Source organism: Haemophilus sp. oral taxon 851 str. F0397 (genome assembly GCF_000242295.1).
Classification (GTDB): domain Bacteria; phylum Pseudomonadota; class Gammaproteobacteria; order Enterobacterales; family Pasteurellaceae; genus Haemophilus.
Window position 1 is genome coordinate 45795 of the sequence record NZ_JH591079.1, and the last position, 16544, is coordinate 62338.

The 16544-nt window shown below is 35.7% G+C and carries 15 protein-coding genes and 2 pseudogenes; 1 reads left to right on the forward strand and 16 read right to left on the reverse strand.

The window, feature by feature from the left end:
- Window positions 1-15: 15 nt before the first annotated feature.
- The 14 genes and pseudogenes from HMPREF9096_RS08935 to HMPREF9096_RS04215 all read right to left on the reverse strand — a co-directional run.
- Window positions 16-308 (reverse strand): annotated as a pseudogene (locus tag HMPREF9096_RS08935) (transposase); the annotation flags it as partial.
- A 79-nt stretch (window positions 309-387) separates the two neighbouring features.
- A complete protein-coding gene (locus HMPREF9096_RS09250; RefSeq protein WP_009500504.1) occupies window positions 388-507 on the reverse strand; it encodes an IS3 family transposase in 120 nt (39 codons plus the stop codon).
- A gap of 200 nt (window positions 508-707) precedes the next feature.
- Window positions 708-1061 (reverse strand): 50S ribosomal protein L20, encoded by a 354-nt coding sequence (gene rplT / locus HMPREF9096_RS04265; protein ID WP_005596075.1) that lies wholly within the window; start codon window positions 1059-1061, stop codon window positions 708-710.
- 65 nt (window positions 1062-1126) lie between these two features.
- Window positions 1127-1324, reverse strand: a complete 198-nt coding sequence (gene rpmI / locus HMPREF9096_RS04260) for a 50S ribosomal protein L35 (protein ID WP_005596065.1) — start codon at window positions 1322-1324, stop codon at window positions 1127-1129.
- 210 nt (window positions 1325-1534) lie between these two features.
- On the reverse strand, window positions 1535-2077 hold the full coding sequence (infC, locus tag HMPREF9096_RS04255) for a translation initiation factor IF-3 (protein ID WP_083817192.1): 543 nt from the start codon (window positions 2075-2077) through the stop codon (window positions 1535-1537).
- A 132-nt stretch (window positions 2078-2209) separates the two neighbouring features.
- A complete protein-coding gene (locus HMPREF9096_RS04250; protein ID WP_009500506.1) occupies window positions 2210-3022 on the reverse strand; it encodes a D-hexose-6-phosphate mutarotase in 813 nt (270 codons plus the stop codon).
- A gap of 84 nt (window positions 3023-3106) precedes the next feature.
- Window positions 3107-4552 (reverse strand): sulfatase-like hydrolase/transferase, encoded by a 1446-nt coding sequence (locus HMPREF9096_RS04245; RefSeq protein WP_009500507.1) that lies wholly within the window; start codon window positions 4550-4552, stop codon window positions 3107-3109.
- Window positions 4552-6231 (reverse strand): solute:sodium symporter family transporter, encoded by a 1680-nt coding sequence (locus HMPREF9096_RS04240; RefSeq protein WP_005628694.1) that lies wholly within the window; start codon window positions 6229-6231, stop codon window positions 4552-4554. The genes HMPREF9096_RS04245 and HMPREF9096_RS04240 overlap by 1 nt, the downstream gene beginning before the upstream one ends.
- Before the next feature lie 204 nt (window positions 6232-6435).
- Window positions 6436-8487 (reverse strand): AAA family ATPase, encoded by a 2052-nt coding sequence (locus tag HMPREF9096_RS04235; RefSeq protein WP_009500508.1) that lies wholly within the window; start codon window positions 8485-8487, stop codon window positions 6436-6438.
- A gap of 63 nt (window positions 8488-8550) precedes the next feature.
- The gene (locus HMPREF9096_RS04230) at window positions 8551-10491 is read right to left on the reverse strand and encodes a DUF262 domain-containing protein (RefSeq protein WP_009500509.1); all 1941 of its coding nucleotides are present in this window, start codon (window positions 10489-10491) and stop codon (window positions 8551-8553) included.
- Window positions 10481-11812 carry a DUF262 domain-containing protein gene (locus tag HMPREF9096_RS04225; RefSeq protein ID WP_009500510.1) on the reverse strand — a complete coding sequence of 444 codons (1332 nt, stop codon included), beginning with the start codon at window positions 11810-11812 and terminating at the stop codon, window positions 10481-10483. The genes HMPREF9096_RS04230 and HMPREF9096_RS04225 overlap by 11 nt, the downstream gene beginning before the upstream one ends.
- Window positions 11813-11849: 37 nt before the next feature.
- Window positions 11850-12589, reverse strand: a pseudogene (locus tag HMPREF9096_RS08940) (PP2C family serine/threonine-protein phosphatase).
- Entirely contained in the window at window positions 12589-13434 is an 846-nt protein-coding gene (locus HMPREF9096_RS04220) for a Sir2 family NAD-dependent protein deacetylase (protein WP_009500513.1), read from the reverse strand. Before HMPREF9096_RS04220 ends, HMPREF9096_RS08940 begins: the two are co-directional and overlap by 1 nt.
- The gene (locus HMPREF9096_RS04215; RefSeq protein WP_009500514.1) at window positions 13431-13631 is read right to left on the reverse strand and encodes a DNA translocase FtsK; all 201 of its coding nucleotides are present in this window, start codon (window positions 13629-13631) and stop codon (window positions 13431-13433) included. The genes HMPREF9096_RS04220 and HMPREF9096_RS04215 overlap by 4 nt, the downstream gene beginning before the upstream one ends.
- Window positions 13632-13851: 220 nt before the next feature.
- Here HMPREF9096_RS04215 and rhuM point away from each other — a divergent pair, with 220 nt between their 5' ends.
- Window positions 13852-14850, forward strand: a complete 999-nt coding sequence (gene rhuM / locus HMPREF9096_RS04210; RefSeq protein WP_032803422.1) for a RhuM family protein — start codon at window positions 13852-13854, stop codon at window positions 14848-14850.
- Window positions 14851-14898: 48 nt separating this feature from the next.
- Here rhuM and HMPREF9096_RS04205 read toward each other — a convergent pair whose 3' ends face one another.
- Together HMPREF9096_RS04205 and HMPREF9096_RS04200 are read right to left on the reverse strand one after the other, a co-directional pair.
- Window positions 14899-15609, reverse strand: coding sequence for an NAD-dependent deacylase (locus HMPREF9096_RS04205; protein ID WP_009500516.1), 711 nt, complete (start codon window positions 15607-15609; stop codon window positions 14899-14901).
- 3 nt (window positions 15610-15612) lie between these two features.
- Window positions 15613-16503, reverse strand: a complete 891-nt coding sequence (locus HMPREF9096_RS04200) for a hypothetical protein (protein ID WP_009500517.1) — start codon at window positions 16501-16503, stop codon at window positions 15613-15615.
- Window positions 16504-16544 lie beyond the last annotated feature (41 nt).

A 16544-nucleotide genomic window follows, 5' to 3' on the forward strand; every position in this document is an offset into this window, starting at 1 on the left:
CAAAAAGTTAGACTGTTAAATCAAGAACTGAGTTCTGTATTCTACAGGGCTTAGCCCTTTTAGTTTACACTGAATACGCTCATGATTGTAATAATGAATGTACTCATTAATCGTTTTTTGAGTTGTTCGAAAGTATCAAACTGTTTCCTCTCATAGCGCTCTGTTTTTAACCATCCAAAGAAACTCTCCATCGCCGCATTATCTAAACAATTTCCTTCTAAACATACTTTGTCGAATACCGTATTTCAAGAGGATTGCTTGATACCCTCTAATTTGATATTGCCCCCTTGATCAGAGTGTAAAATAGGATTTTCCCTATTAATACGTTTGTTTCTTCTTGCCTATTACTTCTAACCCATTGATTACATTTTGATTAAATTGTTCAATTCAACGATTTAATGTTTGTTCTGCAAGTTGAAAATGCTGTCTGGTGAGAGAACGATTTTTACCATATTGAAGATAAAAATCGATCACTTGTTGTTTGAATGATTGGTTGAATTTATTCATCAAAAATCTACCCCTTAATCAGTTGGTTGTTTAGTCCAACTTTTGGGGACAGATCATGGCTATTTAAAGTGACATGTAAGAAAAAAAGTAAAACGACAAAAATAAACCCACCTTTGGCAGCTAGGCTGCAAGGTGGGTTTGTCGGTAGTCAGAGGACGCTTTTCAGCGTCCTAATTCTTCTTTATCTAAACTTTAAAAAATTAAAGTGCAGATTTTGCTTTTTCAACTAATGCAGCGAACGCTACTTTGTCGAATACAGCGATATCAGCAAGAATCTTACGGTCGATTTCAACAGATGCTTTTTTCAAGCCGTTGATGAATTTGCTGTAAGATAAACCATTTTGACGCGCTGCAGCGTTGATACGTGCAATCCATAATTGACGGAATTGACGTTTACGTTGACGACGGTCACGATATGCGTATTGACCAGCTTTGATCACCGCTTGGAAAGCAACGCGATACACGCGTGAACGTGCACCATAATAACCTTTAGCAGCCTTAAGAACTTTCTTATGGCGTGCTCTTGCAATAACACCACGTTTTACACGAGCCATTATTTAATCTCCTATGTAATATTTTTCTAAAATGAACTAATCGTACGTTTTGCTTAAATAACGGCTTATGCGTATGGTAAGCAAGCTACTACTAAAACTTGGTCTGCTTTCGCAACCATTGATTTATGACGTAAATGACGTTTACGTTTAGTTGTTTTTTTAGTCAAAATATGACGTAAGTGAGATTGTTTACGCTTGAAACCACCAGAAGCAGTTTTTTTGAAGCGCTTCGCTGCGCCGCGTACTGTTTTGATTTTAGGCATTGTTAAAATAACTCCGCATTTTTCGTTTAAAACAACATAATCAGGCGAACTTAAAAAGTTACTTGGAAGCACTGATCATTTCCATCATAAGGCAAATTAAATTGCCTTTTCAAAAGCAGTTAGGCTGCGTAGTGTGCCTAACATGCAGTTGTCTTTTTATTTAAGTCAAACTTAAACAAAAAGATTTGCTGAGATTTCTCAGCAAAATTCTTATTTTTTCTTCGGTGCTAACACCATTACAGCCTGACGGCCTTCTAATTTACCTGGTGCAGATTCAACGACAGAAATTTCAGCTAAATCATTTTTTACGCGCTCTAACACGTCAAAGCCAATGTCTTGGTGAGCCATTTCACGACCGCGGAAACGCACGGTAATTTTCGCTTTGTCTCCCTCTTCTAAGAAACGGATTAAGCTGCGTAATTTAACTTGATAGTCACCTTCGTCTGTGCCTGGGCGGAATTTAATTTCCTTAACTTGGACAACTTTTTGTTTTTTCTTTTGTTCTTTAGCGGTTTTACTTTTTTCGTAAAGGAATTTACCGTAGTTCATAATGCGACAAACCGGCGGCTCTGCATTTGGGCTAATTTCAACAAGATCAAGCTCTGCTTGCTCTGCCATTTCTAGGGCTTGTTGAATAGAAACAATCCCTGCTTGTTCACCATCTTGGTCAATTAAACGAACTTCTTTTACACGAATCTCTTCATTGATACGGTTTGGGCGATTTACTGCCGGCGCTTTTTTTACGGTTTTAATAATCGTATTCCTTCTATTGGTTAATAGTAAAAATCTTTTCGCTAAAAATAAAAGATTTCAAATTTGTTGCCCGTAAGGAACGAGCAAAATCCCGCGAATTCTATAGTATTCACACCACTTATGCAACAAAATTTAGCCTTTAAGCGAAATTTCTACGCTTAAACTTTCGCCAAATTCAAGCAAGTGATGAATGCGAGCAGTTTCTAAGCACAACATCATTTGATAACCAGTTTCACTCATTCCACTCGTCTTTTTATGCCAAGGATTCCAAAGAACAAATTGGCTTGCATTATGATGATGCAGTGCAATCGTACGATTGAAACTTTTATCTAGGATTTGATTCTGCATGTTTTCTGCAGAATAAATGCAATCAACATTTTCAGAAATGTGACGCGGTGACGGAATATTTTCTTGTTGTTGGTTTAAGCTATTAAAACAAGTTTCAGGTAAACCTTGTACTTCCACTTGATTAATATCCCCAATATTGAAATAGGTATGCAATGCTGCTTGTGCAGGTTCTTCGCCATAATGTGTGAAGGTTAAATGACATTTGTCTGTGAACACCATTACAATTTTAGCTTCGATAATATTTAAATCAGAAAACAACTCAAATTCTAACCGCACTTTATTCGCTGAAATATCGTAATGACTCAATTGCCATAAACGAATACGAGCTGTGCCGTGTGCAGGTTGTTTTATGCCACCAAACCAAGGATAACAAATTGGTACGCCACCACGAATAGCATTGCCATTTTCGAAGGGTTCTACTTCACTTAACCATAATACATCTTGCTTCGCATTTTGCGGTTTCCAACTTATAAGCTGTGCCCCTTGTAAGGAAATTTTTGCGCTACCAACAGCATGTTTCAAGTGAAGAACTGGGAGGTTGTTATGTTGAACAAGGTGAAGTTCTGGTGTCAGTGTTTTTAGTAATGTTGTTTTCATGTTTATTCCTGTGCTTTTAAAAGACAAATAAGGTGCAGAGATAACAAAGGGCGTATCAGATACGCCCTTAATCTACGACTTTGATTAAATTTCGTCAATAATTCGATAAACCCAATTTTCCAGTGGGTCATTCAGACGTTTCATCTCTGCGCGCATTTCTTCCAACATCTCTTTTTTGATGCTGTTATATTGTGAATCATAGAATAAATTGTGCATTTCTTCCGGATCGTTACGGATGTTGTAAAGTTCACAAACATCAGTCGCATTAAATACGAGTTTGTAATCTTTACGACGCCACATACGTTGTTCAAAATACACAAAATGCCCCGCAAGTTGACCAAGTACACCTTTTCTTTGGTTATCTTGGTGTTGACGCATAATCGGGAGAATACTCTGCCCTTCAAAACTTTCAGGAACTTTTTGATTAGCTAAATCAAAAACTGTCGAGGTTAAGTCATGAAGATAGACAAAGTTATCATCTTCTTGATTGACTCGGTCTGAATTTGGGTCTTTGATAATCATCGGAATGTTATAGGTGGCATCAAACATAAATTCACCTTTTTCAATCATTCGATGCGCACCCATTGCATCACCATGATCTGCGGTTGCTACCAAGAAAGTGCGGTCATAAAGACCATTTTTTTCTAAGTAATCGAATAATTCACCGATTGCATCATCAATTAAGGTGATATACCCCCAGAATTTTGTGATGACCTCTTTCCAATGATCTTCGCTCGCTTCCCACATTCCCCACATTTTTGAAATTGTGCGGAAATGTCCTGGTTTGCCCTCTAACGGTTTAAAGAAACTTTTATCAAGCACCACATCTTCTTTTCGATACATGGAATAATAAGGTTCTGGCACGATACAAGGTGTGTGAGGCCCCCAGAAGTTTATCCATGCAAAGAACGGCTTGCCTTCATCTAATGACTCTTGAATATATTTTTTCGCTTCATCAATGATGAAATAAGGGATAGTTTGATCTTTCGTGCCTGAAAGTAAACCGCAAAGTTCTTGTACTCGTAAATGTGGGTTATCACCAAAGTAGGCACGGCTTACTTCTGGGATTTCATACCCCTTTTCTTCTAACCATTCTTTATAACGATTGGAATGTGTTGGTGGTTGGTTGAAGACTAAATTTTTATATACTCCACTGCCGGGATAGCCATAACCATCAAAGTTATGGCCTTTAATCCCGTAATCTTCGGGTACAGATTTAGTACCTACGTGCCACTTCCCTACAACATAAGTATTATAGCCAGCCAATTTACCGATATTCGGTTTTTCTTGGCTAATTTCACCTGTACCACCTTTTTCTCCATTTTTAATAATGCCGTGAGAGGACGGCATTAATCCAGTAAAAAGTGAAGTGCGTGCAGGACCACAAACAGACGCTGGAGTGAAGGCGTTATTAAAGCGAACGCCATCTTTTGCCAAACGATCTAAATTCGGGGTTTTCACAATTTGGTGACCATAAGGTCCCAACATATCTTTACGAATTTGATCCAGTAGAATATAAATAATGTTCATTATTTAGCCTCTTTATCTCGTACAACAAATAACACGATAATTTGTAACACCGCCCATACGCCAAGTACCATTGATGGATTGCCAGATTCTGATGCCATACCAAGTGGTGAAAGGAAAGTGTAAAGCGCAAGTAAACCTAAGATTAAAGATACGCTGGTTACTTTTAAGTATTTCCAGTTAGTTAAATCTACGTTACCTAAGTTTTCTTTGTTTTCAATGTAAGGTTCGCGGCGTAAGAATTGTCCTAAGATGAGCATTAATACGACATCAAATACAAATAATCCGCCCATAACATACACGAAGTTGATTTTGACATTAAACACCCAAACGATGCAGAAGTACAAGATAACGTGAGCAAGTAAAGCGATACGTGCCGCTTTGCCAGATACAGTTTTGTTAAACATACCTACGGCAAATAAAGCAACGATTGGAATATTCACAAATCCTGCGAAACGTTTAGTGATTAAGAAAATACCATCTGTACCAAACATGAGTAACGGAGCGAAAATCATAGTGACAATGGCCATAATGGTAGAAACTTTTTTCGCGTAAGAAATTAATTCTTCTTCTGACCGCACTTTTTTGCTGATAGAAGGCAATAAGTCTTTACAGTAAATGGTTGCTGCTGAATTTAAGAATGAGTTAAAGGTACTTAAAATTGCGCCAAATAATGCGGCAATAAAGAAACCTTGTAACCAAGTTGGTAATACCTTGTTTACTAATAATGGATAAGAGGCATCAATTGGATTTACGCCTTCCCCTAAAATATGGAAACTCAATAAACCAGGAAGGTTTAAAATGATCGGTAAAGTTAATAAGAATAATGCCGCGATCAAAATACCTTTTTGACCTGATTGTAAATCTTTCGCACCTAAGCAACGTTGTACGATAGCTTGGTTAGTTGTCCAATAGAAAAAGTGAACAACCATAATCCCCGTGAAAATAGTTGGCCAAGGAGTGGCATCTGTTTCGCTACCAATCGCATTCCATTTTTCAATGTGCGTTGTTGTGATTGTGTGTAAACCTTCGGAGAAACTGCCATCGCCTAAATACATCAAGGCAAAGAATGGTACAAGCAATGCGCCAATGACTAAAATCACCGCATTGATCGTGTCTGATACCGCCACTGCTTTCAAACCACCAAAAATCGCATAAATAGCCCCAACAACGCCAATCGCAATGACGGTGTAAGTTATAGCTGCCCCATAGCTTAAGCCAAATGCGGTTTCTAAGTTAAAGATTTTATTGAAGGCGATTGCACCAGTGTAAAGTGCGGTTGGAATTACGATGAAAAGATAAAACACCAAGAATAATGTTGACATAATCAAGCGTGTTTGACGGTCAAAACGGCTTTCAAAAAATTCTGGCACTGTTGTGTAACCGTTACGCAAATATTTCGGTAACATATAAAGTGCTAAGAAACAAAGCGGAATAACCGTTGGAACGGTCCACGCGATAATTGAAAAGTTTCCTTTATAAGAGACCGCATTTACGCCAATCAGTTGTTCTGTTGAGAGTGAAGTTAATACCATTGAGCACCCTATCACTAACCCACCTAAACCACGGCCAGCTAAGAAATACCCTTTGGATGTACTTAAATCATCCCCTTTTGTTTTTAACCAAGAAATATAAGCAACCACACCAGTTACAATGAGGAAGCTGAGTATCGTCATGAGCATATGTTGTCCTCCCTATATCGATCAACATAGCGTAAAGATAATATAACGCTCTCTAAAGGGTTATGATAATTGTCATATTAAGATTGTGAGGTGGATCACAGAAATCATAATTGAAGATAAATTCAATGGTTTTTATTTTCCGTTAGTTGAAAAAACAATAAAAAATGCAGTCAAAAAACCATAAAAATTTTGATCGCACTTTGATTAGAATCCTATCCGCCTTGTCGTTGCAGAAAACGCTGGTTTCACTTCACATTCACCTTGTAATGCGTTTAGCCAATCTTGCACCTTTTGAAAAGGGGAAAATTGGTGACGACGAGCCACTGCAGCAAAATCTCCAGGCGTCAATAAATTAAACGATTCAATCTGACTTAAATCCTCTTCCGATAACAACGGCAACCCTAAAAGTTCCGCTTGTTGTTTAGCAAAATCCAAGCGTTGTTTGAGCGTTAAATAATCAAACTTCAATTTTAAATCAAAACGACGTAAGGCTGCTGGATCAAGCACCTCAATTAAATTTGTTGATACCACCATCAGCCCCTCAAAGCGTTCAATTTGTGTCAACATTTCATTCACTTGTGAACGCTCCCAGCTTCGATTTGCTCCCTCTCGAGAAAATAAGAACGTATCCACTTCATCTAACACTAATAATGCGTTATCGGCTTTCGCTTGTTCAAAGGCTTGAGCAATATTTTGTTCTGTCCCGCCCACATAAGGATTAAGTAAATCTGAGCCTTGTTTTAACAACAGAGGCATATCCAACTGTTCTGCAAGCCATGCTGCCCAAGCGGTTTTCCCAGTTCCTGGCGGGCCATAGCAACAAATTCGCCCTTTTTTCGACTGCTTTAACCCTTCGCTAATACGATGAATATTGTCATTACAAGCTACATAATCCAAGTTGTAGTCGGCTTTGCCTAAAACAAGCGGTTCGATTTTCGGTTTATTTTGCGATTTTAACGTTTGATTAAACATCATGAGCAACGTCTCCGCAAAATTTGATGTATTGAGTTCCTTTGCCACCCGAATTGTGCGACTTAAAATCGCCGGCGTTAATGACCGCACTTTAGCAAAATGCTGTACATAGGCTGGACTTAATTTTCCCTTAGTCAGTTGCGTAATCAGTGCCGACTTATTTTTCAACGGCAAATCTGGCATTTCTAAAATAAGATCAAAGCGGCGTAAAAAAGCAGGATCTATGCCAGAAACCGAATTCGATAACCATATCATCGGCACGTTATTGTTTTCCAACAACTGATTTGTCCACGCTTTATTTTTTTGCGCAACAGAACGCTCCATAAACGAGCCGTTAAACACATCTTCAATTTCATCAAAAATTAAAAGCGTCTGCTTCCCGTTCAATAGCGTTTGAGCAAGACGACTGTAGTTCAGGCGTTGCTCTGCCTTCACAACATCTCCGTCAGAATCCATATAAGTAATGTTATACGCCGAAATCCCTAATGCCTGTGCAAGCAACCCGGCAAATTCGGTTTTACCGGTGCCGGGCACGCCATAAATTAAAAGATTCACGCCTTTCCGATGATGTTTTATTGCCTGTTGTAAATAGGTCAACATCATCTCTTTCATGCCGGCAATATGGGCAAAATCATCCAGTTCCAAACTTGGCACTTGAGCGACTTCCGTACAAGATTTTAATAGGACGTTTTCGTTTAATGGTTGTGTCACAAATTCATCAAAATCTAAGGTTTCGCCCCAATCTAAATAATCATGCACACTATCGGGGCGATAATCGCGATCAATCAGACCATAAGCATCGAGTTTACTGCCTTTCTTTAAGGCGGATAGAATCTGATTTTTCGGCTGCTTCAGTAAATCCGCCATGATCGCAGCCGTTCTTTGCAAATCCGATTTCGGCAAGTAGCCAAACAAATCTCGCATAACTCCTTCACTGCGTAAATGCATGGCAAAGCGGAGAAGTTCCTGTTCAACGGGATTCAGTTGCAAAAATTCTGCCAACGTTGCCAAATTTTCATACGCCTGTTTCCATAACTCCGGTAAAAGTGCAGTGGATTTTTGAAGTGTTTTATACCGCTCTTTTAAAAGCTGACGAGCAACCGTGCGTAGATTTTTATCATTCTCTAATTCTTCAGGCAGCCCAAACGCACTGGCAATTTCATCACTTCGCCAACTACTCTCCCGAAACACTTCGGAAAAACCTTTATGCTCAAATAAAACTTTAAGCATCATATTTTCAGTATAAGAAGACACTGTCGGTGGGTTTAATTTATATGCAGACATAAAAAATACTCCTTACTGGGTTGGTAAGGAGTATTTTAGTGAGTGGTGCGACAAAAGATGTCGTTAGGAATTGAAACTCTCATTCAATAATTCTTTCATCCGCTTACCGTGTTCTTCAATTGTTTTCTTAGCGCTCTGAGAAGACCAACAATTATCATCATACATCAACATAATAACTTGTTTTAGGCTAGCTGAACGATCTCGATTCTTTCTCAATAACTCAAGTAACTTTTCTCTCTTTAAGGGAATTGTATTATCTGATAATGAGGAATTAAAATCTGCTTCTATAAGACATAAATTTCCAAAACTATCAATTACTTTTACCCCTTTCTCTATATAACCAAGATCTTCATCTTTATTAAGGTTCTGTGCATAACAATGTTCTATAGAATGTCTATAAGAAAATCTAAACTTATCAAAATAAGATTCTAGTTCATTAAACTTATCATGCCTTATCTTTTGCTCAGGCAAATAAGCGAGTATACTCTCATCTTTATACTTTTTATAAAGAAGATAATCTAAATAATTAAATATAAAATGTCTAACTTTAGTTCCTTTATCTAGCTCATCACTATCTTTAGCTGTTTTTTTAGCAAGGCTTTCTAAGTTAGATATATAATTATTAGTATTCCAATTTTCATTTATAAATCCATTTAATATAGAAAATAACCAATTTTTATAATTCTTCGTAGTATAAACAGTCTGAAACATTGAAAGAAGTAACTTTATTTTACCCTGTTCCCCATCTAGAAATGTGTCAATATACTGCACACTCTTGTTTCCTTTATTTGTATAAAGATATGCCGTTTTCAATGACCAATCTTCATTCGAAGATTTGGTATACTTTATTATATATTTATCAAAACACAATCTTATTCTTAATAAGAAAAATATAAAATCCTCAACATCCACCCTTGTTTTAATAAATTCTTTAAATGTAAAAATTAATTTCTTATCATCTAACTCAATTTCACTCTGCTTATCTTTTTTATAAGCTTTTAATGCATGCATTAATAAATTAGAAAAATTAATTATACTACTTGTATTCTCCTGAATTATTTCCTCTTTAAATTCATTACTATTTTTAGGGGCAAAAATCTCTTTTTCAAGGATATCAATAATATTTCTAGCGCCGTTAACTTCTTTTATATTTTGTTCTTCTAGTTTGCTAAGTATTTCATTAAAGTTTTTGCACTTAAAATTCTCAAGATATTTTTCTTGATTCTCACCATATTTACTTTTAGTTTCAAAGAAGAGCTTCTCTCGAACCCCTGGAGAAAATCCCATAACAACATTTCTCTCCATATCTGAACATGCGTCCCAGATATTACCAAATAAAGCTTGAGCTTTTATCGAATCATTATCTTTATTACCCATACCTTCTGTAAATTTGCTCATAAAATGAGCTTTTAAAACCTCATGCTGTTCAAGTTGTTCTCCTCGACTATTCATAATTTCAAAGTAATGATTAAGATCTGTTTCTGGTAATACTTCTGTTCTTAAAATTAGTACTTTATTAAAAAAGAAATCTAAAAATAAATTAAAGCCATCAGCATCATTCTCTTTTATCTCTTCTAGCTTTCTAACAGCAAAATCATATCCAAATTCAATATTATTAAACTTATCATAATACAGATGACCAAGGTCCTTACCATATATAGACTTAAGAGACAATTCAGAATTAACTCTATGAGAAAAGCTTAGATTACTACCCAATTGATAATTTATATTATTAATCTTATAAAAAGCTGCATTTAATATATTAATTGTTGTCAATCTCTGCTGACCATCAATAACCTCATAATATTCTCTATCTTTATACACAACCAAACTTCCAATGTAATAATTTTTATTTAAATTAGAAGCAATATATATATCATTGATAAGTTGCTCTATTTCATCCTTACCCCAAGAGTAATTTCTTTGATAAAGAGGAATCAAATATCTATCTTTATTACTTAACAAATCTTTAATTGTTAAATAATCAATACCTTCACTTCTCATCCTTTAGCTCCTCAAAATTAAAATTAAACAATGAATTTAAAACATGAATATTCTTTCTATTTACTTCCTTTATGTTTAGAGATATAGAATACTTTAATATATCTTTAGAGTGTATAATTTGATCGATATAATGAAGAATACTATTTTTAGATTGCACCTCATTTTCTATAGTTTCTACTCGTACACTAAATTTTTCCATTCTAATCCTATAAGACCATTTTAATATTTTTATAACAGCAGTATCTAAATGGTTATCTCCAAATTTATCATAATAATAAATAACTATAGCCTGGAATAAATTACGTACATATGTATCCCCCGTTCTTTCATAGTTATTATAATAAATAAAATCCAAGACATTTGTATCTAATACTTTAGTTCTCTTTAATCTTCCATTGTTAGGATTGAATAAACAATCATACAATTTTATATAATGCTCAACATAACTAAAAAACAAACTACCATTTATAATAGTTTGAGAAATAAAAAAAGGATTTTCTATAAACTCACGATTATAAATAAAAGGATTTAAATTAGCCATTTTATATAAATATTGAGTAGCTTTAATTGAAGTAAGATAAGGGTAATTCATACTATCATCTACTCCTTTAAAAACATCAAGATCATCTGTAGTGAAATGAAATCCATTTTGATAATGAAGCCATCTTCTCAACCTAAAAAGTATTAAATTTATAATAAAATAAAGATCACCATTTTTATTAAATCTCGTAGAAATAATAGAATTTTCCCATTTTTCAACATATTCAAGCTGTTCTTTATTATCATTTGATATGGACCTTAAATGAAAGGCTTTTAGAAGATCATAAGCCTGCAAAGCTTTTCCTCTCGAATTTTGAGAGTCAAAGAACTGAAACGCTTCATCTAAATCTATTAGTTCAATACATACCATTTCACACTTATCTAATATATATTTATAAAAATCATATTTATTCAAAGAAGAGTCTGAAATAAATTCATTAATAAAATTATAATTTTTAATTATATTATTGGAACTTATTGAATGCTTGTAAATTAAATCTACTTCTTTGCCAAAATTGCAATCTAAATATTTTAATAATAGGAATAATGTGGTAATTCTTTGTTGACCATCTACAATATCACTACACTCATCATTTTTATGTGTAATTAAAGTACCAATCCGATAAGATTTCTGATTTTGACTGAAGTGCTCTGATAAATCTTCTAGAAGCTGCTGAACATTTTTAACTGTCCATTTGTATGGTCTTTGATAGTCTGGAATTCTCAATTTTAATTGGAATACATCATCAATCTTAAGTATTTTTGCTTTTTCTTCACTCATAATAATTAAGGTTCCTTAGAATATTTTTAAACATAAATCAAAACGTACAAATTATAACTGATAAATCATCATAAAACTTCTGTTTCGCAACTAATTTACGACACACCGTCAATCTTGATTTATCATTATCATATTGTTTCCAAATTTTTTCTCTTACTTCAGCAGAAAGTCCATCTGTTAATCCATCAGAACACAGTAATAAACTTCCCCCTTTCTGAATTTCAATTTCTTGGTAAAAAATTTTATCTTGAAATTCGGAATAATCGGCGACTAAACAAGAAGAAACGCCGCCATAAATCGTAGCAAAATCCTCCTCTTGTTTATCGGGAAAATCAGCCAACAATTCAGACAGAATAGAATGATCTTGGGTGATTTGTTGCCATTTTCCTTGGGTATCAATTAAATAAGCACGGCTATCGCCTACGCTGAGAATTTTGGTTTTACGAGTTATTTGATCAATTTCGGCAGCCACAAACGTGGTCGCCGAACCGAAATAATCCTCTGCTAACTCTGCGGATAAACAAGACCGCAACTCATAGATAGTTTGGCGGCTTAAACTTTCCATTTGGCTTAATAATTGCATTGCCAACTTGCTCGCTTTTTCAGATCGATTACTATTGGAAATACCATCTGCCACACCCACAATAAAGTGCGGTCGGTTTTCAAGACGTTTTTCAGCCGTTTTGAGACCGCCTCGCCATTAAAAAGGGCATCTTGGTTGTGTCGCTTGTTGCTTCCAATTTGTTGACAGAAGGTAATTTCGCAAAAATTTTCCATTATTCAACCGCTTGTTGAGAAGGATTTAGCAGGCGATCAATCGCTTTTAGCGCATCTAACGCCTTCATTTCGAGACTTAAAAAATGCATTTTCGGCACGCCTGCATCTTGTGGGTTAATACGAATAAATCCGCCTTTTTTTGCTTTCGCCGTACGTTCAGAAAATCGACGCACAGTTGGAATGGCTTTTCCTGCACCTAACTCAATAACGACCAAATTTTCTACTTTTTTTAACCACGATTCTAACCGCACTTGTTTAAAATCCTGATATTGACTTGCATAACTCCAATCATTAAACATTAATACATTTTGACGAGCAAAGCTCCCACAATAAGGACAATGTGGTTTTTCACTGGTTAAACATAAGTTTTCATTATCCACGACAGGTTGAAAACTTGATGCAGACCAACTTAATCCTCGACAATTATTGACACACTGAAGACGCTCCAAAGTACCGTGTACTTCATAAACATGGCTATCATCAAAACCAGCCTTTTGAAAATGCCCATCAACATTACTGGTAAAAACAAAATATCCGTGAGATTTAGCTTCCGCCCAGCGTTTTAAAATCTGATACCCTTCGTGAGGAATAGTATTTCGGTATTGAACTAATCGATGTCCATAAAACCAATAGGCAAGTTCCTGATTATGCTTATAAGCTAGTGGTGTCGCGATGTCTTCAAAAGATATATTATGTTCTTTAAACATAGGATAAGCATTCCAAAATCCACCAACGCTGCGGAAATCGGGCAGCCCAGAATCCATACTCATGCCCGCACCAGCTGTAATTAAAATGCCATCCGCTTTGCGGATAAGCTCCACTGCATAATTCAAATCATTTTTCATAATACTTTTCTCTGTCCATTTTTCATTGGTGAAATAATACCCGCTTGTTCTAACTGTTCTAAAATTTGCCCAGCTCGATTAAAACCTAACATAAATCTGCGTTGAATCATTGAACAAGATGCAAATTTTTGTTGTTGCACATATTTTTTTACATCCTCAAAAAGTGGATCTCTTGCCATAATTACTTTCATTGCCATTATTTGCTCCTTTTTCTTAATTAAAGGCTTTTATAAATATGTAAGAAGTAAAGAATTTCTCTTTATGGAGAAATTATATGAAAGGAAGCGACAACTTGTGTCGTTTGCGAATGTTGAAAGCGGTTATTTTTAAAAGATCTTTTACAAATAAGATTATCCTTATTGCAATATGTATATTTATCTGGTTATATACACATGTAACTTTGTTAAGGAAAAGAATATGAATAACCAAAACCCGATTGAAATTTACCAAGCTCAAGATGGCACAAGTCAAGTAGAAGTGAGATTTGAAAATGACACCGTTTGGCTTTCCCAAGCGCAGATGGCAAATATTTTTGATACTAGCTCAGATAACATAAGCCTACACTTAAAAAATATTTTTAATGAAGCAGAACTTGATGAAAATTTAACCACCGAGGATTTCTCGGTAGTTCGACAAGAGGGAAAAAGGCAAGTTACTCGTAAGGTTAAACATTATAATCTGGATGCTATTATTTCTGTAGGCTATCGAGTGAAGTCTAAATCTGCAACAAATTTTAGAATTTGGGCAACTGCACGTTTAAAAGAATATCTGACTCAAGGCTATACCATTAACCAAAAACGTTTACAGCAAAATGCTCACGAATTAGAACAAGCACTTGCGCTTATTCAAAAAACGGCAAATTCATCGGAATTAACACTAGAAAGCGGTCGTGGATTAGTGGATATTGTCAGCCGTTATACGCATACCTTTTTATGGCTACAACAATATGATGAAGGTTTACTTGCCGAACCACAAACACAGCAAGGCGGTACATTACCGACTTATGCTGAGGCTTGTTCTGCATTAGCAGAGTTAAAATCACAGCTGATGGCAAAAGGTGAAGCAAGTGATCTCTTTGGACGTGAACGAGATAATGGCTTATCTGCGATTTTAGGCAATTTAGATCAAAGTGTATTTGGTGAACCCGCTTATCCAAGCATTGAAGCAAAAGCGGCACATTTACTTTATTTTGTCGTCAAGAACCATCCTTTTTCAGATGGTAATAAACGTAGCGGTGCATTTTTATTTGTAGATTTCTTACATAGAAATGGGCGTTTGTTTGATCATAATGGGCATCCAGTTATCAATGATACTGGGCTTGCAGCGCTCACTTTATTAGTTGCAGAATCTGATCCGAAACAAAAAGAAACGCTTATTAGGCTTATTATGCATATGCTTAAGCAAGAGAAAAAATGATAAATAGCGACCGAAGTCGCTATTTATTTAAAAAGTGCGGTTGTTTTTCTATGATTTTTTAATTTTCTCCAATAACTCGGCGACCACTTTAGGAACACCCTCACCCGCTTTTTCTTTTATTGCAATCACTTTCTTGCGAACAAATCCAGTATTGGGATTAGGATCGATCAAATAGATAAGTGAACCATATGGAGCGAGATTTACCAATCCATTAGCTGGATAAACTTGTAATGAAGTGCCAATAACAATCACAATATCTGCCTTTTTCACTAACTTTTCTGCTTTAGGAAACATGGGTACATTTTCCCCAAAAAAGACTATATGTGGACGCATTGGATGACCGTGATTATCCTTATCCTCTAACAGTTGATCACCCAAACATGGAACAATGTAATCGGTATTAAAACTACTGCGAGCTTTATTCAATTCACCATGTAAATGGAGTACGTTAGTACTTCCCGCTCGCTCATGTAAATCATCCACGTTTTGAGTGATTATATGAATTTCATAAAACTCTTCCAATTCAACCAAAGCTAAGTGTGCGGCATTAGGTTTTGCAGCTTGAGCATTACGACGTCGTTCATTATAAAACGCCAATACTTTTGCACGGTTTTTCTTTAATGCTTCTGGCGTACAAACTTCTTCTACTTTATACCCAGCCCACAATCCATCTTCTGCTCTAAAAGTAGGAATACCACTTTCAGCACTAATTCCAGCTCCCGTTAATACCACGCAAATTGGTTTCTTTTCCAAAGTCATTTTTCAGGCTCCTTTTTGTCCTAAAATTTCATCAATCTGTCTATCTCTCGCCATCATGCCAAAAATATTCCCAGCTTTATAAAGCGGTTGATAAGTATAGGTTTCAATGTGCAAGAATGGCTTCTCTGAAAGGCGTTGGAAATATTGTTTTAGCTGTGATTTTGAGCGTAATAACACGTCATATTCGGCTTGAATATGAGCACACATAGCTTCAATACGCATTTTAAATTCATCACTGAGATAAGGGCTGATAATTAAATAGACCGTTTTCTGTTCGGTTGCTGTTTCATCCGCATAAACACATGCCAAATTAAACACTTGCCATTTATAGCGATCTGCAAAAGCACCAATGACTCGGCTTTGCTCCTCAGTTTCAACTTGCACTAGGGCGGCTGGCTTTTTCAAGCAATCTTGCAAAATATCACTTGGTGTAAAAGGTCCGCAGCCTAAGTAAGATAAGACGCAATTCCAATTAGCAAATTGTTCTGTACCAAAATGAACATGTTCGCCTTGAAATTTACCAGCACCATTTTTAGTGCGATCATCAATTAAATAATCGCCTTGGTTGAGATTTTTATGATGGGATAAAATCAATCGTTTGTATAAGGCTGAACCTTTTTCTTCACCGAAATAATGTTGAATCCATTTTACTTTATCACTCCAAGCGGAAGGATTATGCCAAGGAGCAGTAGAAAGCACATAAATATGATATTTTTTCATCAATTTATGCACCGCAGAAATCGCGTTAGGCATCGGCTCTATTAAGCTAAAAATACCCTCTACTTCATCATATCGACCTTCATATTCTCGCTTGGTTTTATCATCTAGTTTTGCAATACCTGATGGAAAATCTACCATCACATTATCCATATCAATGTACACAATCTGTTTCATTTGAATGTCCTCTCTTCAGATAGATTTATCATAAATCACAA